Annotated in this window: 21 protein-coding genes and 4 pseudogenes; 16 read left to right on the top strand and 9 right to left on the bottom strand. The window is 67.9% G+C overall.

What is annotated here, in order from left to right; genetic code table 11:
- Nucleotides 1-209: 209 nt before the first annotated feature.
- A complete protein-coding gene (locus tag CG723_RS23715; protein ID WP_100595483.1) occupies nucleotides 210-617 on the top strand; it encodes an FKBP-type peptidyl-prolyl cis-trans isomerase in 408 nt (135 codons plus the stop codon).
- Between the two features lie 773 nt (nucleotides 618-1,390).
- Nucleotides 1,391-2,848, top strand: a complete 1,458-nt coding sequence (locus CG723_RS23725; protein ID WP_100595485.1) for a multicopper oxidase family protein — start codon at nucleotides 1,391-1,393, stop codon at nucleotides 2,846-2,848.
- 328 nt (nucleotides 2,849-3,176) lie between these two features.
- On the opposite strand, the pseudogene CG723_RS47790 reads toward CG723_RS23725, so the two are convergent.
- The 3 genes and pseudogenes from CG723_RS47790 to CG723_RS46980 all read right to left on the bottom strand — a co-directional run.
- Nucleotides 3,177-3,434 (bottom strand): annotated as a pseudogene (locus tag CG723_RS47790) (integrase core domain-containing protein); the annotation flags it as partial.
- 8 nt (nucleotides 3,435-3,442) lie between these two features.
- Nucleotides 3,443-4,816: an NAD(P)-binding domain-containing protein gene (locus CG723_RS23735; protein ID WP_100595486.1), complete on the bottom strand. Its 1,374-nt coding sequence runs from the start codon at nucleotides 4,814-4,816 to the stop codon at nucleotides 3,443-3,445.
- Nucleotides 4,817-4,848: 32 nt separating this feature from the next.
- Entirely contained in the window at nucleotides 4,849-5,019 is a 171-nt protein-coding gene (locus tag CG723_RS46980; RefSeq protein ID WP_199841864.1) for a hypothetical protein, read from the bottom strand.
- Nucleotides 5,020-5,092: 73 nt separating this feature from the next.
- Here CG723_RS46980 and CG723_RS23740 point away from each other — a divergent pair, with 73 nt between their 5' ends.
- A complete protein-coding gene (locus tag CG723_RS23740) occupies nucleotides 5,093-5,458 on the top strand; it encodes an ArsR/SmtB family transcription factor (protein WP_100595487.1) in 366 nt (121 codons plus the stop codon).
- Between the two features lie 75 nt (nucleotides 5,459-5,533).
- The gene (locus tag CG723_RS23745; RefSeq protein WP_100595572.1) at nucleotides 5,534-6,040 is read left to right on the top strand and encodes a GNAT family N-acetyltransferase; all 507 of its coding nucleotides are present in this window, start codon (nucleotides 5,534-5,536) and stop codon (nucleotides 6,038-6,040) included.
- 162 nt (nucleotides 6,041-6,202) lie between these two features.
- Here the strand turns inward: CG723_RS23745 and arsB are convergent, their stop codons facing one another.
- Together arsB and CG723_RS23755 are read right to left on the bottom strand one after the other, a co-directional pair.
- On the bottom strand, nucleotides 6,203-7,315 hold the full coding sequence (arsB, locus tag CG723_RS23750) for an ACR3 family arsenite efflux transporter (protein WP_100595488.1): 1,113 nt from the start codon (nucleotides 7,313-7,315) through the stop codon (nucleotides 6,203-6,205).
- Entirely contained in the window at nucleotides 7,315-7,620 is a 306-nt protein-coding gene (locus CG723_RS23755; RefSeq protein ID WP_100595489.1) for an ArsR/SmtB family transcription factor, read from the bottom strand. Before CG723_RS23755 ends, arsB begins: the two co-directional genes overlap by 1 nt.
- A 76-nt stretch (nucleotides 7,621-7,696) precedes the next feature.
- Between CG723_RS23755 and CG723_RS23760 the strand changes: the two genes are divergently transcribed.
- The 5 genes and pseudogenes from CG723_RS23760 to CG723_RS23780 all read left to right on the top strand — a co-directional run.
- Nucleotides 7,697-8,332 (top strand): arsenate-mycothiol transferase ArsC, encoded by a 636-nt coding sequence (locus CG723_RS23760; RefSeq protein WP_100595573.1) that lies wholly within the window; start codon nucleotides 7,697-7,699, stop codon nucleotides 8,330-8,332.
- Nucleotides 8,333-8,400: 68 nt separating this feature from the next.
- Nucleotides 8,401-8,820: an arsenate reductase ArsC gene (locus CG723_RS23765; protein ID WP_100595490.1), complete on the top strand. Its 420-nt coding sequence runs from the start codon at nucleotides 8,401-8,403 to the stop codon at nucleotides 8,818-8,820.
- Nucleotides 8,817-8,972 (top strand): annotated as a pseudogene (locus CG723_RS23770) (FAD-binding protein); the annotation flags it as partial. The gene CG723_RS23765 and the pseudogene CG723_RS23770, both read left to right, overlap by 4 nt.
- Before the next feature lie 183 nt (nucleotides 8,973-9,155).
- Nucleotides 9,156-9,527, top strand: coding sequence for a hypothetical protein (locus CG723_RS23775; RefSeq protein ID WP_100595491.1), 372 nt, complete (start codon nucleotides 9,156-9,158; stop codon nucleotides 9,525-9,527).
- A gap of 37 nt (nucleotides 9,528-9,564) precedes the next feature.
- Nucleotides 9,565-9,828 (top strand): annotated as a pseudogene (locus CG723_RS23780) (ATP-binding protein); the annotation flags it as partial.
- 930 nt (nucleotides 9,829-10,758) lie between these two features.
- On the opposite strand, the gene CG723_RS23785 reads toward CG723_RS23780, so the two are convergent.
- Entirely contained in the window at nucleotides 10,759-11,352 is a 594-nt protein-coding gene (locus CG723_RS23785) for a TetR/AcrR family transcriptional regulator (protein WP_100595492.1), read from the bottom strand.
- Between the two features lie 111 nt (nucleotides 11,353-11,463).
- Between CG723_RS23785 and CG723_RS23790 the strand changes: the two genes are divergently transcribed.
- The 6 genes from CG723_RS23790 (at nucleotide 11,464) to CG723_RS46395 (ending at nucleotide 19,211) form a co-directional block, all read left to right on the top strand.
- Nucleotides 11,464-12,474 (top strand): NADP-dependent oxidoreductase, encoded by a 1,011-nt coding sequence (locus CG723_RS23790; protein ID WP_199841875.1) that lies wholly within the window; start codon nucleotides 11,464-11,466, stop codon nucleotides 12,472-12,474.
- Nucleotides 12,475-12,628: 154 nt separating this feature from the next.
- A complete protein-coding gene (locus tag CG723_RS23795; protein ID WP_100595494.1) occupies nucleotides 12,629-13,099 on the top strand; it encodes a VOC family protein in 471 nt (156 codons plus the stop codon).
- A gap of 367 nt (nucleotides 13,100-13,466) precedes the next feature.
- The gene (locus tag CG723_RS23800) at nucleotides 13,467-14,906 is read left to right on the top strand and encodes a dihydrolipoyl dehydrogenase family protein (RefSeq protein WP_100595495.1); all 1,440 of its coding nucleotides are present in this window, start codon (nucleotides 13,467-13,469) and stop codon (nucleotides 14,904-14,906) included.
- 517 nt (nucleotides 14,907-15,423) lie between these two features.
- Nucleotides 15,424-17,499 carry a SpoIIE family protein phosphatase gene (locus tag CG723_RS23805; RefSeq protein WP_100595496.1) on the top strand — a complete coding sequence of 692 codons (2,076 nt, stop codon included), beginning with the start codon at nucleotides 15,424-15,426 and terminating at the stop codon, nucleotides 17,497-17,499.
- A gap of 530 nt (nucleotides 17,500-18,029) precedes the next feature.
- Nucleotides 18,030-18,269 (top strand): Smr/MutS family protein, encoded by a 240-nt coding sequence (locus CG723_RS23810; RefSeq protein WP_234374488.1) that lies wholly within the window; start codon nucleotides 18,030-18,032, stop codon nucleotides 18,267-18,269.
- 711 nt (nucleotides 18,270-18,980) lie between these two features.
- Nucleotides 18,981-19,211, top strand: coding sequence for a peptidoglycan-binding domain-containing protein (locus CG723_RS46395; protein WP_324904160.1), 231 nt, complete (start codon nucleotides 18,981-18,983; stop codon nucleotides 19,209-19,211).
- A 398-nt stretch (nucleotides 19,212-19,609) separates the two neighbouring features.
- Here the strand turns inward: CG723_RS46395 and CG723_RS47795 are convergent.
- The 3 genes and pseudogenes from CG723_RS47795 to CG723_RS23830 form a co-directional block, all read right to left on the bottom strand.
- A pseudogene (locus CG723_RS47795) lies at nucleotides 19,610-19,747 on the bottom strand (IS3-like element ISPfr13 family transposase); the annotation flags it as partial.
- 20 nt (nucleotides 19,748-19,767) lie between these two features.
- Nucleotides 19,768-19,896: a transposase gene (locus tag CG723_RS46985; protein ID WP_199841865.1), complete on the bottom strand. Its 129-nt coding sequence runs from the start codon at nucleotides 19,894-19,896 to the stop codon at nucleotides 19,768-19,770.
- A gap of 115 nt (nucleotides 19,897-20,011) precedes the next feature.
- Nucleotides 20,012-20,536, bottom strand: coding sequence for a hypothetical protein (locus CG723_RS23830; protein ID WP_234374478.1), 525 nt, complete (start codon nucleotides 20,534-20,536; stop codon nucleotides 20,012-20,014).
- Between the two features lie 192 nt (nucleotides 20,537-20,728).
- Here CG723_RS23830 and CG723_RS46400 point away from each other — a divergent pair, with 192 nt between their 5' ends.
- Nucleotides 20,729-21,052, top strand: a complete 324-nt coding sequence (locus CG723_RS46400) for a hypothetical protein (RefSeq protein ID WP_159032534.1) — start codon at nucleotides 20,729-20,731, stop codon at nucleotides 21,050-21,052.
- Nucleotides 21,053-21,132: the final 80 nt, after the last annotated feature.

Genomic DNA, 21,132 nt, shown 5'->3' on the forward strand with positions numbered 1-21,132 from the left:
CCCGTCTCGACATACGCCGACAAGACCAGCTCGGCGGAGTGATCCACGCGTACCGGAATGACGCCTGACCTGGACGGATGCAATATTCGGCAGCCGCAGCGCTCCGGGGACGACCGGCATTCTCGATAGCGTGACCATCTGCTGCATGGAGTGTTCATGTGTCCGACTGGTCCGTGCGACGGCTTCCGACGGAGAGTGATGAGGCTGCAATGAGTGAACTGACGAAGCCCGAGGTCGACGTTCCGGAGGGTGACGCTCCTACCGAGCTGACCATCCGGGACCTGGTCGTCGGGGACGGGGCTGAGGTGAAGCCGGGCATGGTGGTCAGGGTCCACTATGTCGGGGTGACCTTCGAGTCCGGGAAGGAGTTCGATGCCTCCTGGGACCGGGGCCAGCCGTTCAAGTTCGCCCTGGGCGGTGGCAAGGTCATCAAGGGCTGGGACCGGGGGGTGAGGGGGATGAAGGTCGGCGGTCGGCGCGAGATCATCGTTCCGCCGCGTCTCGGCTACGGCAATCAGTCGCCCTCGCCCTTGATCCCGGCGGGCTCGACCCTGGTCTTCGTGGTGGACCTGCTGGACTCGTATTCCAGCACAACCGGGTGGAGCAGCGCCTGGTGACCCTGGCCGCTCCTCCGCTACGACGTGCTGCGTCGTCCCCCGGGTTGGCGCCGCCGTGCTCCTCACTGCCGCTCCTGCTCCTGCTTCCGCCTCCGCAGCGTCCGAACGGTTCCGTTGCGACTCAGTGACCGCCGAAGGCCACAAGGCGACCGACTGCCTCAACGGCCTGCCCGGCGCCGCCGCCCGGACGTCTGAACTCGGCGGCCGCGCTCGGCAGACGGGGGAGGTCCCCGGCGGAATCCAGTTCGTCGCACTGCCGATCACAGCGCCGGTCCGAGAAGGCCCCGCCCAGCAGCAGCACATTGCGCAAGCCGATACGGACCAAGATCCGGACCATTTCCGGACCAGCCCCCGCCAGAGAGCCGCACCATCTACTGTTTCCGCTGGTCAGCTTGGGTGCAACTGCTGTACCACCAGGAGACGAAGAATCTGCTGGCGGTCTGCGGAGCTGCGCCCCATCAAGGGATATGACCAGGTCAGAGACGAGATACGCAGAACTACGCGCCTTCAGCGAGCAGTGATGCACTCGGTTTGCCCGGCATCCGCGGTTGATCAGGCCCGCGGTCTCCGCATCCTCCGGATTCGGCGGATCCCAACCACAGGTATGCCCACACCTCAGTGGACCGTCGTCCCGCCCGCAGCCCCGGGCGACGTCCGTACATCGGGGGTGGCTGTGTCGCGCGAACGCTCCACCGGGGTAGCGCACAGGCGCGACCACGTGCTTGCTGGGAGTGAGCTACGTGCGATGTGGGAGTCCCAGGAGTGGAGAGATAATGCGGTCTCGGTTCAAGCTGCCCGAACTGGCCACTGCCGTCGTTGTCGTCATCGCCCTCCTGGTCGGTGGCTGTTCCGGCGAGCAGCCGCCGGAGCGGGAACCGGCGCAGGCGCAGACGGTGGCTGCCCCCCTGCAGTCACCGGCGGTTGCGCAGGGCGCGCCGCTGAAGGAGCCGGCGCAGATGGTGAGCCGCAACGGGGTCCTGCGGGTGGAACTCATCGTGGAGAGGCGAAAGGTCGAGGTGGGCGGCCGCAAGCTGTGGGCCCTCACCTACAACGGCAGTTACATGCCTCCCACGCTGCGCATCCGGCCGGGGGACAAGGTGGACCTGTCGATGAAGAACTCGCTGAACGAGTTCACCAATCTGCATGTTCATGGGCTTCATGTGTCGCCGAGCGGCAACTCCGACAACATCTTCGTCCATATCAATCCCGGCCAGACGTTTCACTACGATTACCAGTTTCCGAACACCCTGCGGCCCGGCACCTACTGGTACCACTCACATGCACACTCGATCTCGGCACCGCAGGTCGCCGGGGGCATGTCGGGCGTCCTGATCGTCGACGGGCTGCAGGAGTACCTGCCGGCGAAGTTGCGCCACATCACCGAGCACGTCATCGGGCTCAAGGACTTCCAGGTCCAGGGTGATGCGGTCCGGACCCAGAACCTGCACATCGGCGCGTCCACCAATCGCACCGTCAACGGTCAGCTGAACCCGACCATCCGCATCCGGCCGGGTGAGACCCAGCTGTGGCGGCTGGCCAACATCAGCGCCAACATCTACTACAAGATCCACCTGCAGGGTCAGCGGTTCCGTGTGATCGCCCACGACGGCACCCCCGTCGACCGGATCTGGACAGCCGACTCGCTCCTACTCGCGGCAGGCGCGCGCTTCGACGTGCTCGTACAGGGCGGTCCGACCGGCCGTACCCAGCTGCAGACGCTCGCCTACAACACCGGGCCGGCCGGCAACAAGTTCCCGCAGGCGACCCTGGCAACCCTGGTCTCCGAAGGACCCTCCACGCACCCGGCGGCCCTGCCCACCTCAGCCTTCGCGCCGGTCACGGACCTGAGCCACTCGGCGATCGCCGCCCGGCACACCGTCGTGTTCTCCGAGAACAAGGACGGCAGCAAGTTCTACATCAACGGCAAGCAGTTCGATCCGAACCGAGTGGACGTCCGGTCCAAGCTGAACACGGTCGAGGAGTGGACCGTGCGCAACGACAGCAACGAGGAACACTCGTTCCACGTGCACGTCAACAAATTCCAGTTGATGAGCATCAACGGCCGACCGCACAACGGCCACGGCTTGCAGGACACGGCGAGCGTGCCCGCCAAGGGGAAGATCGTCGTCCGGACCCGCTTCAAGAACTACACCGGCAAGACCGTGCTTCACTGCCACATCCTCAACCATGAGGACGCGGGCATGATGGCGGTGCTGGAGATCGTCAAGTAACGTGCCGACGCCCGTCGCGCCGGGGCCAAGCGGTCAGCATCGGCGCCGACGTCGGAGGGGCGAGATCTCCGTGACGACGGCCCGCCACAACGTCAGGCGCGTGCCCGTCATTTACGGGCTCGCCTCGTCCCGCATCGCGGGTTCGGTGTCCCTCGGGCCGTACGCATCATGCGCCGTTCGGAAAGTCATCACCCCTGGTCAGGCGGCCTATGTGTACGCGTTGATCACGCCGCCGAGTATGCGGGTGCGTAGCACCCGGTGAGCGGACGTGGCGACCATGGGCGTCGGGTGCTCCCGGGCTAGGGGGGAGGGGACAAGAGACGCAGCGAGAGTCCGCCCGCATACCCCACTCAACTGCAAGGTTTCTCGCCCGTTGGACCATCCAGGGTCCGCTGTAATGGGCAGTCACTCCTGCCATGTGCAGCCGGCGTGTGCCGTGCTCGAGGGACACGAGCGCATACACCCGGCGCAGATCAACCAGGTCGACGTGGACGAATTCGCAGGCGATAATGCCTTCGGCCTGGGCGGTCAGGAACTCGCGCCACGTCGGGTCGCTGCGGCGTGGAGCTGGATCAATGCCCTCTGCCAAGGGCATCAGCCGCCCGAGGACGACTCCTCAACGGTGAGGGCAGCGCCTGCGCCCACACTGATCTGCACAACGGCGGGCGCGGGAGCACAGCAGCCTCCGCCCTCGCTCTGCTCTGCGGCGGGGTCGTCGAAGAGTCCGGCGCCGCCGCACACCCCGGTCTCGGGCAGGGTGAGTTCGACGTGGTCGGCGGACTCTGTGTCCCCGGCGATGGCGGCGACGACGGAACGGACCTGCTCGTAGCCGGTCATGGCCAGGAAGGTGGGGGCACGGCCGTAGGACTTCATGCCGACCAGGTAGATGTCCTGCTCGGGGTGGGAGAGCTCGCGGTGCCCGTGGGGGTAGACGGTGCCGCAGGAGTGCTGGTTGGGGTCGATCAGCGGGGCCAGCTCGACCGGGGCCTGAAGGCGCTCGTCCAGGCCCAGGCGCAGCTCGGACAGGAACGAGAGGTCGGGGCGCAGGCCGGTCAGGACGATGACCTCGTCGACCGGGTCCAGGCGGCGGCTGTCCTCACCGACGAGGATCAGCCGGCCGTCCGCATCGCGCTCGACCGCCTCGGTGCGGAAGCCGGTGACCGCGTCCGCGTAGCCGTTGTCCACGGCGGCCTTCGCGGCCAGGCCGAGTGCGCCGCGGGCCGGGAGCTGGTCGGCGCTGCCACCGCCGAAGGTGGACCCGCTGATGCCGCGCCGCAGGATCCACACCGCGTGCGCGCCGGCGTCGTCCTTGGCGAGCTCGGCCAGGGAGGCCAGGGCCGTGAACGCGGACGCGCCGGAACCGATCACGGCGGTGCGCTTGCCCGCGTAACGAGCCCGCACGGCCGGGTCCTTCAAGTCGGGAACGCGGTAGGTGATCCGGTCGGCCGCGGTCGTTTCCCCGAGGGCCGGCAGGCCGCTCGCGCCGGCGGGGCTGGGTGTGGTCCAGGTGCCGGAGGCGTCGATGACGGCGCTGGCGAAGGCGCGTTCCTCGCCTGCGGGGGTGGTGAAGTGGACGACGAACGGCTGACTCTCACGGTCGGCGTCGACGATACGGTCACGCCCCGCGCGGGAGACACCGGTGACCGTGGCCTCGTAGCGGACCTGCTCGCCGAGGGCGTCGGCGAGCGGCTGGAGGTACTCGTCGGCCCAGTCGCCTCCCGTGGGATAGGCGGCGGCGTCGGGCTTGGTCCAGCCGGTCGGCGCGAGGAGCTTCTCGGCCGCCGGGTCGACGAGTTCGCCCCAGGTGGAGAACAGCCGTACGTGTGACCATTCGCGCACGGCGGACGCGGCGGCAGGACCGGATTCCAGAACCAAGTGCCCGATACCGCGCTCGTGGAGATGGGCTGCCGCGGCGAGCCCGGCGGGTCCGGTTCCGATGACGACGACGGGGAGCTGCTGCTCACTCATGACGGTCGGTCTCCTGAAGTGGGTGGGAGGAATCAGCGGGCGAAGGAGAGCGCGGACATCTGGGCGCGCCGCTGGTGGGCCGCGGCGCGGCAGGAGCTGTCGCAGACCTGAGCACGGCTGTCGCAGAAGGTGACGCCGGCCAGGTGACGAACCGTGCGGCGGGCCCGGGCGGCGTTGAGGGCGGTGCGGATCAGTGCGGTCACGACAACCCCTTGTTTCGATGTCTGTCTATGTCTGGAGCTTGCCACTCGTATCGACGAGTGTCAACATAGACGTATGTCGAATTCAAAGGTTGTCGAGCTGGCGGTGTTGGACGGCGAGGCTGTGGTGCCGTGCTGCCCGCCGATCACCGCCGGGGAGCTGTCGCAGGCGGACGCGGAGAAGATGGCCGTGATGTTCAAGGCCCTGTCCGATCCGGTGCGGCTGCGGCTGTTTTCCAAGGTCGCCTCGCACGCGGGCGGCGAGGCGTGCGTGTGCGACATCTCCGACGTCGGCGTCTCCCAACCGACCGTCTCCCATCACCTGAAGAAGCTGAAGGACGCCGGACTGCTCACGTCGGAACGGCGCGGCACCTGGGTGTACTACCGCGTCGCACCCTCGGTCGTGGCAGCGATGTCGGCCATGCTCGATCTGCGCAACTAAGCCTGCAGCCCAGGCAGTTGAATTCCGTCAGCACGGCCATGGACGGCCGCGGGCCGGCCCGGGACGATGACGTGCATGCCTACTTGGACTATCAAAGCCGAACCAGTCCTCCGCGCGGGCGTCGACGAGGTGATGCGCGAGTACTTCACCGAGATGGGGCGGCGGGTACTGGGCCGTTCCGCCACCGATGCAGAACTTCGTGCTGTGCTGGCAACGGACCCGCACCTCACTCTCAGCCCGCCCGGCGGCGCGTTCCTCGTCGCACGAAATGAACGAGGAGATTTCCTGGGCTGCGCAGGGGTGCGGTTACTGGACTCGCCCACGGCCACCGCGGAGCTCAAGCGCATGTACGTGCGCCCTGCCGGACGCGGATCGGGACTGGGGCGCGGCCTGCTGAGGGCTGTCGAGGAGACAGCCGAGCGACTGGGTGCGACCCGGATCGTCTGCGAGACCAACAGCCAGCTCATCGAGGCTCGGGCGTTGTACTCCCGGCACGGCTATCAGGAGATCGAGCCATACGAGGGCCACGGCAAGGCGGATCACTGGTTCGGCAAGGAGCTTCCAGCGGCAGCACCTGGCTGACCCTCGCCTTGCGCCCGTTCACCCCCCAAAGAGTCTCTGACGCGGCAGCCGCAGCCAGGGCCCGGGCGCGGAAATGGCGGAGCCCCGGCCCGGCAGCGCGGGCGGTGGCCGACGGCAAGCCGCCCGGGCCCGTGGGCCACCGCACCCCGATGTGCTCCAGAGTCATACAGGTGTACCGATCACGGACGCGGTGAACTTCTTGCGCCATGCCAAAGCGACGTACACGAGGCCGATCAGTACCGGTACCTCGATGAGTGGGCCGACGACGCCCGACAGTGCCTGCCCACTTGTCACCCCGAAAGTGGCGATGGCGACCGCGATGGCCAGCTCGAAGTTGTTGCCGGCCGCCGTGAAGGCGAGGGTCGCGGTGCGGTCGTAGGCCAGGCCGAGGCCCTTGCCCAGAAGGAACGTGCCGAAGAACATGACGGCGAAGTAGACCAGCAGCGGCAGGGCGATCCGCACGACGTCCACCGGCTGCGAAGTGATCGTCTTCCCCTGCAGGGCGAAGAGGATGACGATCGTGAAGAGCAGGCCGTAGAGGGCCCAAGGGCCGATCTTCGGAAGGAAGTCGGACTCGTACTTCTGGCGGCCGAGCTTCTTCTCACCGACGCGGCGCGTCAGGAAGCCCGCGACCAGCGGGATGCCGAGGAAGATGACTACGTTCAGTGCGATCTTCCACATGGAGATGTCCAGGCTCTGCCCATCGCCCAGGCCCAGCCACTTCGGCAGCAGGTCGAGGTAGAACCAGCCCAGCAGGCCGAAGGCGATGACCTGGAAGACCGAGTTCAGGGCAACCAGGACCGCGGCTGCTTCACGATCACCACAGGCCAGGTCGTTCCAGATGATGACCATGGCGATGCAGCGGGCCAGGCCGACGATGATCAGGCCGGTGCGGTATTCAGGCAGGTCCGGCAGGAAGATCCACGCCAGGGCGAACATCACCGCCGGGCCGACGATCCAGTTGATGACCAGCGACGACACCATCAGCCTTTTGTCGCCGGTGACCGTGTCGAGCTTGTCGTAGCGCACCTTCGCGAGGACCGGGTACATCATCACGAGCAGGCCGAGCGCGATCGGCAGCGAGACGCCGCCGATCTCGACCTTCGCCAGGGCGTCGTTCAGACCCGGGATCAGGCGCCCCAGACCCAGCCCGACACCCATCGCGATGAGGATCCACACCGCGAGGTAGCGGTCGAGAGTGGAGAGCTTGGCGACGATGCCGGCGCCGGACGCCGCACCCTGGCCGGTCTGCGGGATGGTGTCGGTGCGGCTCATCAGCAGGCCCTCTTGTTCTCGGCGGCGGTACGGGCCGATGCGGCGAGCTCGGCGAACTGCTCTGACAAGCCTGCCAGGACCTCGGGGCACAGCTTGTAGTAGGTGAAGCGGCCGCACGGCTCCGTCTCCACCAGGCCGGCTTCGCGCAGCACCTTCAGGTGGTTGGAGAGGTTGGTCTGCTTGGCTCCGGTCTCCTCCACCAGGTGCGTCGTACAGAGCGTCTCTTGGGCGAGCAGAGTGACGATTTTCAGGCGGAGCGGGTCGCCCAGGACCCGGATCACATCAGTGTCGACTGAAGTCAGCATGGGCTGATACTCTCACATCACTCTGCGCTGATACCAGTCGGTGCTGATCTCCTGGGACCCGCCGAAGGGGGTTCTCATGTCCCCGTCCCCCGTCCTGCCCGATGAGCGTCTCGCCGCAGGAGCCGCCCGCCTGGCCACCTCGCACCGCGGCCGCTTCTCCGCGGAGACCGTGCAGAGAGTCATCACCGACTCCTACGAGCGCCTGGCCGCGACCGCCCGCGTCACCACCCACCTGGTCGTCCTGGCAGAGCGCCTGACGGCCGAACGCCTGGACGCACTGGCACACATCGAGGGATCGCCGGGCAGCGGACTGCCCCGGGTGCTGTTCGCCTGCGGCCACAACGCCGGACGCTCACAGCTCGCCGCGGCCCTGCTCGCCCACCGCGCCCAGGGACATGTGACGGTGTCGTCCGCCGGCACCCATCCCGCCGCGGCCGTCGAGCCGACGGTGGCCCAGGTCCTCACCGAGGCAGGCGTCCCGTCCGGGGAGACCGCCTTCCCCAAGCCGCTGACCGACGAGGTGGTCCAAGCCGCCGACATCGTGATCACGATGGGCTGCGGCGACGCCTGCCCCGTCGTGGCCGACCGCCGCTACCTGGACTGGCCCGTCGCCGACCCCGAAGGCGCCCCGATCGCCGTCGTACGCACCATTCGCGACGCGATCGACGCGCCCATCACCGAACTGCTCGACTCGCTGCCGAGCACCGCCTGAAATCTCCCGTCATCCCCTGTCGTCACCGCCTGTTGAGCTACTCGCTCCACGTTACGAAGGAAGAACCCATGCCCTCCTCGCCGCTCCCCTCCGTCCTGTTCGTCTGCGTCCACAACGCCGGACGCTCGCAGATGGCCGCCGGATTCCTCACCCACCTCGCGGGCGACCGGATCGAGGTCCGCTCCGCCGGCTCGATCCCCGGCGACCAGGTCAACCCCGCCGCGGTCGAGGCCATGAAGGAGGTCGGCGTCGACATCTCCGACCAGAAGCCGAAGATCCTCACGACCGAGGCCGTCCAGGCGTCCGACTACGTCATCACCATGGGCTGCGGCGACGCCTGCCCGATCTTCCCCGGCAAGAAATACCTCGACTGGGCCCTCGATGACCCGGCGGGCAAGGGCGTCGACTCCGTGCGCCCGATCCGCGACGAGATCAAGACCTGCATCGAGGCCCTGATCACCGAGATCGACGCGAAGCAGGAGGCATGAGCGGCGTGACGGAGCCCGGCATAGGCGACGTCATCATCATCGGCTCCGGCCCCGCCGGATACACCGCCGCCCTCTACACCGCCCGCGCCCAGCTCAAGCCCCTGCCGTTCGGCAGCTCCATCTTCGTGGGCGGCTCACGGAACATCCTGACACCTGGACCCCGGAGCGCCAGGACGGCCTGATCGCCCGGTCGAGGGGCGCGGAGAGCACGGCCTTCGCGGTGGCCCGCTCCTGGGCGAACCGACGTGCGAGCCTGCTGCCGATATAGCCTCGGCGGATGCCCGCTTCGCAGCGGGTCCGACCCGGGAACAGTGCGTAACAGAGATGGGAAGTCGATGGCTCTCAAGGAAGGCCAGCGGGTGGAGCTGGCAGCCGACACCAGGCTGACCGATTCGGTTGAGGTGTCGGGGGTCATCATCGGGTTCCTGTCCCTGGCGGCGGGCACCAGCGGGATCATCGAGCGGGTGACCGACCACCAGGACGAGAGCGAGGACGTGCGCGAGCACGAGCGGCTCAAGTCGCTGCTCGACGCCTTCGGACTGGACATGCCCACGGAGAGCAGGAGGCAGCTCGAAGAGAAGGTTGCCTCTCTGGAACCCGCGTGGACCGCCTTCCAGGAACGGGTGCCTCACGTGAGCGTACGGGTCCGCTTCGACAATGGGTTCATCCTCGACGGGGCCGACGAGGCCGTCTTCGTCCCTGTGTGAACTGCGCCTGGACGCAGTCCTCATGTTCCGGGCTGCGGCCGCCGACGAGCAGGAGCTGAACACGTTCATCGCCCGCTATGGCCGCGTCGATCCTTTGCATCGATGAACTCGGCTACATGGAACTCGACCGCCACGGCGCCGAGTTCCTTTTTCAGGCGCTGACCGAACGCGAAGAGAACAACAGTGTCGCCGTCGCCTCCAACGTGACCTTCGGCGGCTGGACCAAAACCTTCACCGACCCCCGGCGCGTCGACCGCCTGACCTTCAACGGCACCTCATCGAGACCGGCACTGACTCCTAATTCCTTGCTCACGGGTCGTGGGAGTCAGGGTGCTGCCCGTGGTCCGTTCGAATGCCGGAGCAGCAATGCCTTTCGCCTGTCGAGATCGTCGAGGCTCCCTACTTATCGGCACGCAGTCACGGCACTCGGAGCGCTGGTGGCGTCCCGTGGGCGCCGGACGAATGGGCCTTCGCTCGCCCTTCCGCTGATCAGCGTCAGCGCGGCGGGCCGGGTCGGCGAGGCCTGGCCTGGCCTGGCCTGGCCACGACGAACGCTTCGTCCATGGCCCGTCCCCTTGGGGTGAACCCGGCATATGCGTCCGATACCTATCCGTGCGACAGATGCGCAGTTGGGCTACCAGCCCAGCAAGTGCATGCACCGGACTCACAGGCGCCCGAGCAGTGAACCGCCAGCTGACCCGGGCGGTGAACCAACACGGATGACGCGCGCCGGGTGGCCACGGGCAGTTCGGTCCGCTCGGTTCACTGATGCAGACGGTGTTTCGTACCGCGCCGGACGGGGATGGCCGCGACCAGCCCCACGGCGACAACCACGGCGGACACTCATAGCGAAACAGCACGACGGAGGGTGCAGGGGATGACGCGGACACCGAGGTGGCTGTGGGCGCGGCGGAGGAGCCCGCAGCCCCCGGGGTCGGGGAAGGCATCGTGACTGGGGTCGGCGAAGGGCTGGAGCAATCGGGACGTCCTTCACGACTACGAGGGGTGCAGCACCCCGACGACTACGAGGGGTGCAGCACCCCGAGGACGACGACGGAGGGCAGGACTGACCGTCGTGACCCGACCAGGGCGTGATCAGCTAGCGCGTCTCCGCCCTCGTCAGCCGCTTTCCAGCGGTCGCGCGGTGACCTTGACCGCCTTGGCGAACTCGGCGTCAATCCGCTCTTGCCGAGCGCGCGGCCGAGTTCGCTCTTACGCGTGCGCGACGATTTCAACTACCGGTGCGAGGGCCGCGTTCCCCCTCGGTATCGCTGCTCGCTGTGCTGGTCAGGATCGCGCTTGCGACAACGTCGAAGAGGTGATCGGCGCGTGGCGCGAGCGAGCGTTGATCGCCGAGCCAAGCGAGCGCCATTACCAGCGCGAACATGTCGGCGCCATCAATGTCGGTTCGCGCCATACCTGCGGCCTGGGCACGGGTGAGGAGCCGCGTTCCGGCCGCGCGCAGAGTGACGCACGAAGCATGGAGCGCGGACTCGGTGTCATCGATGGCGGCTGCCATCAGCACGATCGCGCCCCGATACTCCGTTGTCCACGCGACGCAGTCGCGTAGCCACGAAGCGAGAGCATCGTCGGGCGAGCCGGACGCTTCGAGGGCGCCTGCCTTGGCAGTCAGTTCGTCGAAGCTCGTGTGGAGCAGGGCATCGAGCAGCGCCTCGCGTGTCGGGAAGTGACGCAGCAGCGTCGCGAGTCCGACATCGGCCCTGCGGGCGATGTCGCGCAGTGACACGTCGACGCCTTGCTCGGTGATGGCGGTACCCGCTACTGCGAGCAGGTGGTCGCGGTTCTTCTTGGCGTCGGCCCGCATCTGTCCCCCTTGACTAATCGGATCAGTGGTCCATATATTCGGATCAGTGGTCCACTTATGTGGATCGCTGATCCGAATAAGCCTATCCCGCAGCGCGGGCAGGAGAAAACGATGCCGACACACACAATGAGGGCGGTCCGGCTCCATGAGCACGGCGGCCCTGAAGTTCTGCGTTACGACGAGGTGCCGACTCCCGAGCCGGGGCCGGGTGAGGTGCTCGTTCGCGTGCACGCGGTCGGCATCAACCCGCCCGACTGGTACCTGCGCGACGGGATGTCCAACCTGCCTCCGAAGGTGCGGCCGAAGTTCAGCTTGCCCGTGATTCCGGGGACGGACCTGTCGGGCGTCGTCGAGGCCATCGCCCCGGATGTGGACGACTTCTCCGTCGGTGACGAAGTCTTCGGCCTCCTTCGCTTCCCCGGCTTCGACGGCAGCACATATGCCGAGTACGTGGCCGCGCCCGCGTCGGACCTCGCACTCAAGCCGGCCGGCATCGATCACGTGCACGCCGCCGGGGCGCCTATGGCCGGGCTCACCGCATGGCAGTTCCTGATCGAGCTCGGACACGATCACCCATCACCCTTCCAGACGGCGCAGCATCGTCCGGTGCCGCTCGACGCCAACATGACGGTGCTCGTCAACGGCGCCGCGGGCGGTGTGGGGCACTTCGCGCTACAGCTGGCGAAATGGAAGGAGGCACGTGTCATCGCAGTGGCGTCGGGCGCGCATGAAGTGTTCCTGAGAGAGCTCGGCGCCGACGAGTTCATCGACTACACCAAGAGCCGTCCCGAGGAACTCGTGCACGACGTCGACCTCGTTCTCGACGCCGTCGGCGGCCCCGACAGCAAGCGTTTCCTGCGCACGCTCAAGCGCGGCGGCTCCCAGTTCCCCGTGTTCTTCGGCGAATTCGACGAAGAAGAGACCGCGAAGCTGGGCGTCACAGTCACGGGCACTCAGGTCCGCTCAAACGGTGCGCAGCTCGCTGCGCTGGGACGCCTGCTCGACGCGGGCACCGTCCGCGTCGCGATCGACAGCACGTTCGCGCTCGCTGATGCCCGAGCCGCGCACGAACGCGCCGCCCGAGGGCACATCCAGGGCAAGGTCGTGCTCACGGTCGTCTAGGAACGAGCCGTTTCACCGACCCGGCCGGCGCTCGTCCGTGGAGCGCCGGTGGCAATCGAGACGCCGACACGGCGAGCTTGGGGGGGCCACTGCCTGTTGAACCGGTGACGCATTGGATGCGAATTCACCGACGTCAAGGAACAAGGACATCACCATGAATCTGAAGCTTGAAATGATCGTGCTGCCCGTCTCCGACGTCGACCGGGCCAAGGCCTTCTACGAGAAGGTCGGATTCCGCCTGGACGTCGACTACACGGCCAACGAGGACGTCCGGGTTGTGCACTTCACGCCGCCCGGCTCCGAGTGCTCGATCAGCTTCGGCGAGGGGATGACCCCCATCGCACCCGGCTCGTTCCAGGGCCTGTATCTCATCGTCTCCGACATCGAGGAGGCCCGCGCGGAGCTCGTCGGCCGCGGCATTGAGGTCAGTGAGATCTTCCACGACGCAGGCGGCCTCTTCCACGGTCACGAGGACGGGGACGTCACCCACCGCGGCCCCGGCCAGGAGCGGCTGGCCGGCCTGCACCCCGAGCGCGCCTCCTACGGCTCCTTCCTCACCTTCAGCGACCCCGACGGCAACGGCTGGGTGCTCCAGGAGGTCACACAGCGCCTCCCTGGCCGCTGACACCCCCAAGCCACCGTTCAAGGGCTGCAACGGGCTGTGTCCGGCCCGGATGGCCTCCGGTCCGGCCCAGCGGTTCTCGCGGGCCGGGCCGGAGGCCGGCACCGGGCGGCCGGCGGGCAAGCGCAAGGGTGCTCTCTGCTGCCCGGCGGTCCGGCTGCCACGGGGCCGCGGGCGCCGAGAGACGGCTCTGCCGCAGAGGCCGCCCCAACCCGTGACCGGGCCCCCTCGCCCCCCTGCGGTACGGCGGCCCCGGCGCCGTCCGGCGGCGGGTTTGGCATACGCGGCCGGCAATGAGCCGCGACCGCCCAAGCGTCCGGCCCGACTCACGAAAGCATTGAGGAACGAAACAGTGAAAAACACAGCAGTGATGCACGGGACAACCCGCACCTACGACGTGATCGTCATCGGCGCAGGGCCGGTCGGCGAGAACGTGGCCGAACGCGCCCGCGCCGCAGGGCTCAGCACCGTGATCATCGAGCGCGACCTCCTCGGCGGTGAGTGCTCGTTCTGGGCCTGCGACCCGAGCAAGGCGCTGCTGCGGCCGGTGGTGGCACGTGCCGACGCGAGCCGCATACCCGGGCTCAACCCGGCGGTGGCCGGCCCGCTGGACGTCGAGGCGGTCCTCGCACACCGCGACAAGATGTCCTCGTACTGGAAGGACGAGGACCAGGTCGACTGGCTGAACTCAGTCTCCGTCGACCTCATCCGCGGCCACGGCCGCCTCACCGGCCCCAAGCAGGTGGCCGTGCAGACCCCTGAGGGCGACACCATCGTCCTCACCGCCCGGCACGCCGTCGCCGTCTCCACCGGCACCCGCGCCGCTCTGCCCCCCATTCCCGGATTCGACACCGTCCGCCCCTGGACCAGCCGCGAGGCCACCAGCGCCGACAAGGTGCCCGGGCGTCTCGCCGTCGTCGGAGGCGGTGTGGTCGCCGTCGAGATGGCCACCGCCTGGCAGGCGCTCGGCTCCCAGGTCACCATGTTCGTCCTCGAGAACGGACTCCTTGAGCGGATGGAGCCGTTCGCCGGCGAACTGGTCACGGACGGACTGCGCGAAGCCGGCGTCGACATCCGCTTCAACACCACCGTCACCTCTCTGGCCCGCGAGGGCGGCGAAGACGACGAGGTACGGATCACGCTCTCCGACGGCACACAGCTGGCCGCGGACGAGATCTTGCTGGCGACCGGCCGCGCCCCGCAGACCCGCGACATCGGCCTGGAGAGCGTCGGTCTCACACCCGGTGACTGGTTGACCGTCGACGACACCTTCCGTGTCACCGGCGTCGAGGGCGGCTGGCTCTACGCTGTCGGCGACGTCAACCGTCGTGCCCTGATGACGCATCAGGGCAAGTACCAGGCCCGGATCGCCGGTACCGTCATCGGCGCCCGCGCCAAGGGAGAGCCCATCGACGACGCCCCCTGGGGCCCGCATGCCGCCACCGCCGACCACGCGGCCGTCCCCCAGGTCGTCTTCACCACCCCCGAGGTCGCCTCCGTCGGCCTGACCAGCCGCGAGGCCGAGCAGAGCGGGCGCCGCATCGAGGTCGTCGACTACGACCTCGCCCGCGTCGCCGGTGCCCACCAGTACGGCGAGGACTACCGCGGCCGGGTCCGGATGCTCGTCGACACCGACCGCAACACCGTGGCAGGCGTCACCTTCGCCGGCCCCGGCGTCGGGGAACTGGTGCACTCGGCCACCATCGCAGTCGCCGGCGAGGTGCCCCTCGACCGGCTCTGGCACGCCGTCCCCGCCTTCCCCACCCTCGGCGAAGTCTGGCTGCGGCTGCTGGAGACCTACCGCGGCTGAGCATGCTCCGGTCGGCCTGCGGGGCGGTCCTGACCTCCGCCGGGTGACTCGGTCGTCTCCGGATGAGGAGCGATCCTCCTGTCCCGGTGACCGGCAGCGGCGTGCCCGCAAACACGGACCGGACCGAGGGCTCGGGATGACCGCAAGGCGCTGTACGGAAGCCTCTTCACCGGCACCCGGTGAAACAGTTGCCCGCTGAACGGGGCTCCGGCATGGCCTGCTGGTGGCGCTGCGAGGCCCCGCAGCGCCACCAGCCGGGCCTGAAAGCACTCCACACGTGGGAGCTCCTCGACAGCACCGGCCAGGATGCCTACGGCAACCGGATTTCTCGGCGCCACTTCCTGTACCTCAACTACTCACACTCGATGATCGCAGGTCCTCGCCCGGCGCTGTGCGTCGTCGGTCGTCGCAGGAGACTATGGAAGCACCAGAAAGGCACTAAAAACATCCAAGTGCTGCAGCCCCAGGGCCTGCGCTGGGCGCGCGTCGCCCTGGCAGGTGGAAGGAGCACCCGGGGATGAGTGAAGCGGGATCTTTCAGTGCCGACAGCGGCTCGTCCGATCTCCGGCTGGAGCTGCCGAGCGGGGTCCTGGATGCGCTCGGTGTGGCGGTGGTGGCGCTTGATACGGCCGGGCGGTTCGTGTGGTGGGGCCCGCAGGCCGAGGAGCTGTTCGGTTACTCCGCGCAGGAAGTGCTGGGACAGCACGCGGCTCAGCTGTTGGTCCATGACCCGGATATGGACCTGGTCGCCGGTAAGTGCGAGCAGATGATGGAGACCGGCGAGAGCTGGGCCGGACTCATTCCCGTCCGGAACAAGGACGGCAGTACGCGGCTGGTGGAATTCCGCTACAACCGTCTGCCGGACAAGCAGGGCGACTTCTACGCTCTGGGTATCGCCACCGATGTGTCGACGCTGCGTAAGGTGGAGCAGGACTTGGCGTTGTCCACGCAGCTGATCGCCCAGTCGCCGGTCGCGCTGGAGGTTCTGGACACCGATCTGCGTTATGTGGCCGTCAATCCGGCGATGGAGCGGATACACGGCCTGTCTGCCGAGGACCACCTCGGTCGGGGCTTTCGCGAGGTCCTGCCCTCCGACAGTGTCGACGCGTCCGAGGCTGCAGTCAGAGAAGTACTCAAGACCGGACGCCCTCTGGTCGACAAGTACACCATTGGCCGTACCCCGGCCGACCCTGACAGGGATCATGCCTGGTCTGTCTCCGTCTACCGGTTGGAGGATCCCAACGGTCAGGTTCTTGGTGTCGCCACGTCGGTGGTGGATGTCACCGATCGGCACGGCGCGATCACAGCGGCGGCCCAGGCCCGGCAGCGTCTGGCCCAGATCGCCGAGGGCTCCGCCCGTATCGGTACCACCTTGGACATGAAACAGACCGCCCGCGAGCTGGCTGACGTCGCAGTGCCCGAGCTCGCCGACCTCGCGGTCGTAGACGTACTCGACTCCGCCCTGGACGATCGCCGCCCCGCGACACCCGACAGCGGTCCGGCGCTCTTTCGCACCCTCGCTGTGAAGGCCGCCTACCTCGCCGAGGCGACCGGCGCCGCCGGCACGGCCGACCAACTGGTCAGCTATGACGCCGATCGACTGCCCACGCAATGCGTACGGACCGGTCAGCCGATCTTGGTGACTCGCGTGGACGAGTGGGATCTGGCGCGCATCGCCCGTGACGCCGGAGCCGCCGCTGTCCTGGCCAGTGTCGGCATCCACTCATATCTCGCGATACCGCTGGCCGCCCAGGGCCGGGCGCTCGGCGTCCTGGGGCTGATGCGCGGCCGCAATCAACTGCCCTTCAACGCGGACGACGTCACCCTGGCCGGTGAACTCGCCAGCCGAACTGCAGTATCCCTCGACAACGCACGCCTGTACCAAAGCGTCCGCAACACTGCGGTGACGCTCCAGCGCAGCCTGCTGCCCCAGCCGACGCCATCCGAGAGCCTGGAGATCGCCACCCGCTACCAACCTGCTGGAACCTCTACCGAGGTCGGTGGCGACTGGTTCGACGTCATCCCCCTCACAGAGGACAAGACCGCGCTCGTGGTGGGCGACGTGATGGGCAGCGGCATCGATGCGGCCGCCACGATGGGCCGCCTGCGCACCGCCACCGCGACCCTGGCTGACCTCGACCTCCCGCCCGCCCAGGTGCTGCAACGCCTCGACAAGATCACCACCGGTCTGGACCCCTACATCGCCACCTGCATCTACGCCGAATACGACCCGCGCAGCGACCGGTGCCGAATCGCCACAGCCGGACATCTGCCCCCCGCACTGACACCTGCAGGCGGGCCCCCCGAGCTGCTCGACCTACCATCTGGTGCACCCCTCGGGGTCGGCGGCGTCCCCTTCGAAACGACCACCGTGCCCTTGCGCCCCGGCGATCAACTGGTCCTCTACACCGACGGCTTGGTCGAAACACGCCGCGACGCCATCGACGAACGTCTCGACCTCCTTCTCCGCGTACTCGAGAGCCACGACCTCTCCCTGGAAGAAACCTGCGACCGGCTCCTGGAAGCACTGTGTGATCCGGACGACCACGACGACGTTTCCGTACTCATCGCCCGGCCCAGACCGCGGCCCTGACTCACAGCGGACGTCGGCCGGCCGGGGACCGCTCTTCGCGTGCTCGCCGCGCCGCTTCCTCCGCCGTCAGGACCTCGACCCCGGCCTCGCCCCGCCGGTTGTCGCCTTCAACCCCGTTACGGCGCACGGCCCGTGGCAGTGGCAGTGGCAGTGGCAGTGGCAGTGGTGACTCTCTGGACGAATGATCAGTTGGCGTAGGCAGCGCTTGACCTGTGCCACCGCAGCCGAATCGCACCCCCCTGACAGCGCCGGGCCGTAATCCTCCTGATCACGGCCCGGCGGGCGTTCCGGCGTGCCACCGCCTCCCTCCTTGAGGCGGAGGCGTCGAGCTGCTGCAGGGTGCACCTGCGGCAACTGACCGCGTCCGTCAACTCCAGGTGCATTGAGCAGCGCGTGCCCCGGGACGCGCCACGCGGCCGATGACGTGTCGGAACCTACGGCCGGCGTCCGGACGATCCCGCATAGCCTTGGCCGACAAGCCGCGGCCTTCCGAGCTGCCGGACACAACAGGAGGCTCCGCGTTGCTCACCGTGGATCTGCACCCGATCTTCCGCAACAACCGGGACATCGAACTGGCCCTGCGCCAGGCCATGTTCAAGGCAGCGCGCAGCGGCGAAACCACCATGGAGATCATTCCGGGCAAGGGCTCGGGCAAGCTGAAGAAGCGCGTACTCGCGTTCCTCAGCCAGCCACACATCAAGAAGCTGTACGAACGATTCGAGACGGACCCGACCAACGACGGCAGGATCGTGGTCCACTTCAGGTCGTGAGACCGGGCCGCCTCGGGGGAGAGTGGCGTCACGCTCGAGCGAGCCTGATCCTGCCCCTTTCCCACAGACCGGCCCTCGAAGCGGCCGGCTGCGTGCGGGTGTTCACCGAAGTGAAGTCCGGCAAGAACGCGGCGCGCGAGGAGCTGTGGAAGTGCCTCGACTACCTCCGCCCCGCCGGAGCATGCTTGGCTCGGAGCGCTAATGGCGCGCATCGGGTTCACTCCACAGTCCGAACACCTGCTTCAAGGGCTACCGGGTGCAGGGCTGGGGTGCAGACGCGCAGAGACTGGTGTCCGCGGCGAAGGCGCTGGAGACGGCCGGCGCGTTCGCCGTGCTGATCGAGAGGCTCGACTTGGCATCTTCCTGATCTGCACCCCTGACGGCCACGCTCGTCGAACACCTCAGCTGGCGCACCACATACGCGAGCTAGCGGACGGTCTGGCCGCCTATTACGACGGTGCCACGGCCGTAACGGTCGCAACTCGCAGGCGCTGTTGACTGTGGGGATAATGGGGCTCATCCATCGCCCTCAGACGCCGAGCCGCTCCAGCAAGCGGCCGGACCGGAAGGAGCGGCATGAGACAGCACAGACTGGCCACTTTGGGTGCGGCGCTGTGTACCGCCGCAGCACTAGGTCTGGCAGTGCCACCTGTCGCCGCAGCCGTCCCCCATCAGTGTTCCTACCTCTCATCGGCGTCTCGGCACACGGTTATGTACGGGGACACTGGAGTGGGGGTAAAGCAGGCGCAATGCTTGAGCAACGCGTGGGGAGGCGAGCCGCCCAAGCTCACCCTCGACGGGGTCTTTGACTCGGTCATGCTGAAGAAGATCAAGTGGATCCAGGGCTGCCACGGCCTCCCGGCGAGCGGCGTCATCGAGGACCGCACCTGGCAAGTGCTCTACCACCCGGCCCTGGACTGCTACAACCACTATCCAGCCTGAGCAACCGATTACCCCCTCCCCGAATGAGGGAGATGGCCAGGTCGCGGGCGAGGGCGAGGCCGATGCCCGCTCCTGTGACTTCGCCGCTGTGACCGCGGCCGAACAGTCGGGTGACCTCGTCGTGCACGGTGCCCTCGTCACTGACGTCGAAGGCGAGCGCGTCGTCGAGTGAGCTTGTTCCGCTTTGACGGACACCATCGGTGTGGTGATCAGGCCGCGAGTGCGGTCTCGTATTCGGCAGGAATGCAGACTCGGCGAGCGCGTTGTCCCAGCACTGGCCGGTGCGGCCGAGGGACAGGCGGACGTCGAACTCCGTTGCCAGGGAGGCGAATTGCTGACTGGTGTACGCTTGTCCGCCTCGATGAACGGGTGCGCCGTCACCGGGTCTCCTTCGCCAAGAAAGCCGTGGCCCGCTTGAGGACCTCCACGTCCTCGCGCAGCCGGCGGTTCTCCCGCCGCAACGCGGCCAACTCCTCACGTTCGCTGCTGGTCAGCCCGTCGCGCTCTCCTGCGTCGACCTCGGCCTGGCTGACCCACAGCCGGACCGCGGTCTCGGTCAGGTCGAAGTCTTTGGCGACGTGACCGACGAGCCGTCACCGCGCCGGCACAGCTCGACGATCTCGGCCTTGAACTCCGGCGTGAACGAACGGCGAGGCCGAGGCATCTTCTTCCCCACGCTCTCCATGATGGACATCCTTCCGGGGCAGTACCCCTGATCTCAGATGTCCGTCAAAGCGGATCAAGCCCACCTGGCGCCTGCGTCGTTTTGGCGAATGCGAGTTGCTTGCGACGACGGATGGTCAGGTGACTACGGCGGACCACTTTCCTCGTGTCAGGTGTGGGGTGCCGTCGTGGTCGATGCGGGCGTGGGCTCCGTAGACGGGCAGGGTGCCTTCACGGTTGAGGCGGTGGCGGATGCGTTCGAGTTCGTCCCACAGGCGGTGAGTGCCGCTCCGGTGGACCGCGGGTGGGTCGGTCCAACGGCCGGTCGCTCGTGCCCAGGATCCGTCGGGGTGCAGGAGCCAGACTGTGCGGAGGCCGTCGGTGTCCATGCGTCTGCGTTCGATGCCGGGCACAGTGAGCGCGAGCATCGACCACATGTCCCACGCGTCCGGCACATACAGCACCGGGTAGCGGCCGGTGGTGATTGTCTCGCCGTCGGCGGTCCTGGCCTTGTCGAACACGTCGTCGAGGCCGGGCGGGTAGTCGTCGCCGTGGCGGGTGGCCATGAAGCCGGCCGCGTCCAGCTCGATACGACCGATGGCGCCCCCGTCTTCGGTCTTGTCCGCAGTGACGATCAGTCCGGTGCCGGCGAGAGTGGTCACGAAGCGTCCCCCGGGCCGGACGGCAGCCAGCCACGAGGCGGGCACGGGTCGCACGGCCACGGTGGGCACGATCCGGTCGTACCCGCCCGGCAGAGGGCCGGTGATGTCGCACACGGCTGTGTGCGGGGCACGCGATGATCGCCGACACCTCAGACGTGCTCGTGACGACCGACTCCGGCTACGGGGCCGCCCTTGCCTGCCGCCGCCTCGGCGACGAGCCTGGCCGAGAAGTTCGAGCGGCGCCTGAAGGTCCAGCGCGACTCAGGCGAGGCTCCTGACCCCCGGGCCGCCCAGATCGAGCGGCTCAAGGCAGAAAACGCCGAGCTGAGGACGCGCATCACCGCCAAGGACGAGGCCGTCGCCAAGCTGAAGGCATTCCGCATCCAGGCCGTCTCACAGCTGACCGCCCAGCACGAGGTAATAACCCGGCTACGCAGTCAGGTCGCCGAAGCCGGAAACGTACGGCGCATGCCGAACACCGGCAGCCGCACCGCACCGTTCGGGTCGTGCAGCTGAGTTATCGGGTCCCGGTCTTCACCCGGACTCTGTCCCGGCTGCGCGAGGTCGGCGTGACCTCGATGTGCCTGACCGGCAGG

This window comes from Streptomyces sp. CB01635, assembly GCF_002803065.1.
Taxonomy (GTDB): Bacteria; Actinomycetota; Actinomycetes; order Streptomycetales; family Streptomycetaceae; genus Streptomyces.

Coding starts and splice junctions, on each gene's coding strand:
- CG723_RS23715 (WP_100595483.1), top strand. CDS start 210: ATGAGTGAACTGACGAAGCCCGAGGTCGACGTTCCGGAGGGTGACGCT.
- CG723_RS23725 (WP_100595485.1), top strand. CDS start 1,391: ATGCGGTCTCGGTTCAAGCTGCCCGAACTGGCCACTGCCGTCGTTGTC.
- CG723_RS23735 (WP_100595486.1), bottom strand. CDS start 4,816: ATGAGTGAGCAGCAGCTCCCCGTCGTCGTCATCGGAACCGGACCCGCC.
- CG723_RS23740 (WP_100595487.1), top strand. CDS start 5,093: ATGTCGAATTCAAAGGTTGTCGAGCTGGCGGTGTTGGACGGCGAGGCT.
- CG723_RS23745 (WP_100595572.1), top strand. CDS start 5,534: ATGCCTACTTGGACTATCAAAGCCGAACCAGTCCTCCGCGCGGGCGTC.
- arsB (WP_100595488.1), bottom strand. CDS start 7,315: ATGAGCCGCACCGACACCATCCCGCAGACCGGCCAGGGTGCGGCGTCC.
- CG723_RS23755 (WP_100595489.1), bottom strand. CDS start 7,620: ATGCTGACTTCAGTCGACACTGATGTGATCCGGGTCCTGGGCGACCCG.
- CG723_RS23760 (WP_100595573.1), top strand. CDS start 7,697: ATGTCCCCGTCCCCCGTCCTGCCCGATGAGCGTCTCGCCGCAGGAGCC.
- CG723_RS23765 (WP_100595490.1), top strand. CDS start 8,401: ATGCCCTCCTCGCCGCTCCCCTCCGTCCTGTTCGTCTGCGTCCACAAC.
- CG723_RS23775 (WP_100595491.1), top strand. CDS start 9,156: ATGGCTCTCAAGGAAGGCCAGCGGGTGGAGCTGGCAGCCGACACCAGG.
- CG723_RS23785 (WP_100595492.1), bottom strand. CDS start 11,352: ATGCGGGCCGACGCCAAGAAGAACCGCGACCACCTGCTCGCAGTAGCG.
- CG723_RS23790 (WP_199841875.1), top strand. CDS start 11,464: ATGCCGACACACACAATGAGGGCGGTCCGGCTCCATGAGCACGGCGGC.
- CG723_RS23795 (WP_100595494.1), top strand. CDS start 12,629: ATGAATCTGAAGCTTGAAATGATCGTGCTGCCCGTCTCCGACGTCGAC.
- CG723_RS23800 (WP_100595495.1), top strand. CDS start 13,467: ATGCACGGGACAACCCGCACCTACGACGTGATCGTCATCGGCGCAGGG.
- CG723_RS23805 (WP_100595496.1), top strand. CDS start 15,424: ATGAGTGAAGCGGGATCTTTCAGTGCCGACAGCGGCTCGTCCGATCTC.
- CG723_RS46395 (WP_324904160.1), top strand. CDS start 18,981: ATGTACGGGGACACTGGAGTGGGGGTAAAGCAGGCGCAATGCTTGAGC.
- CG723_RS46985 (WP_199841865.1), bottom strand. CDS start 19,896: ATGGAGAGCGTGGGGAAGAAGATGCCTCGGCCTCGCCGTTCGTTCACG.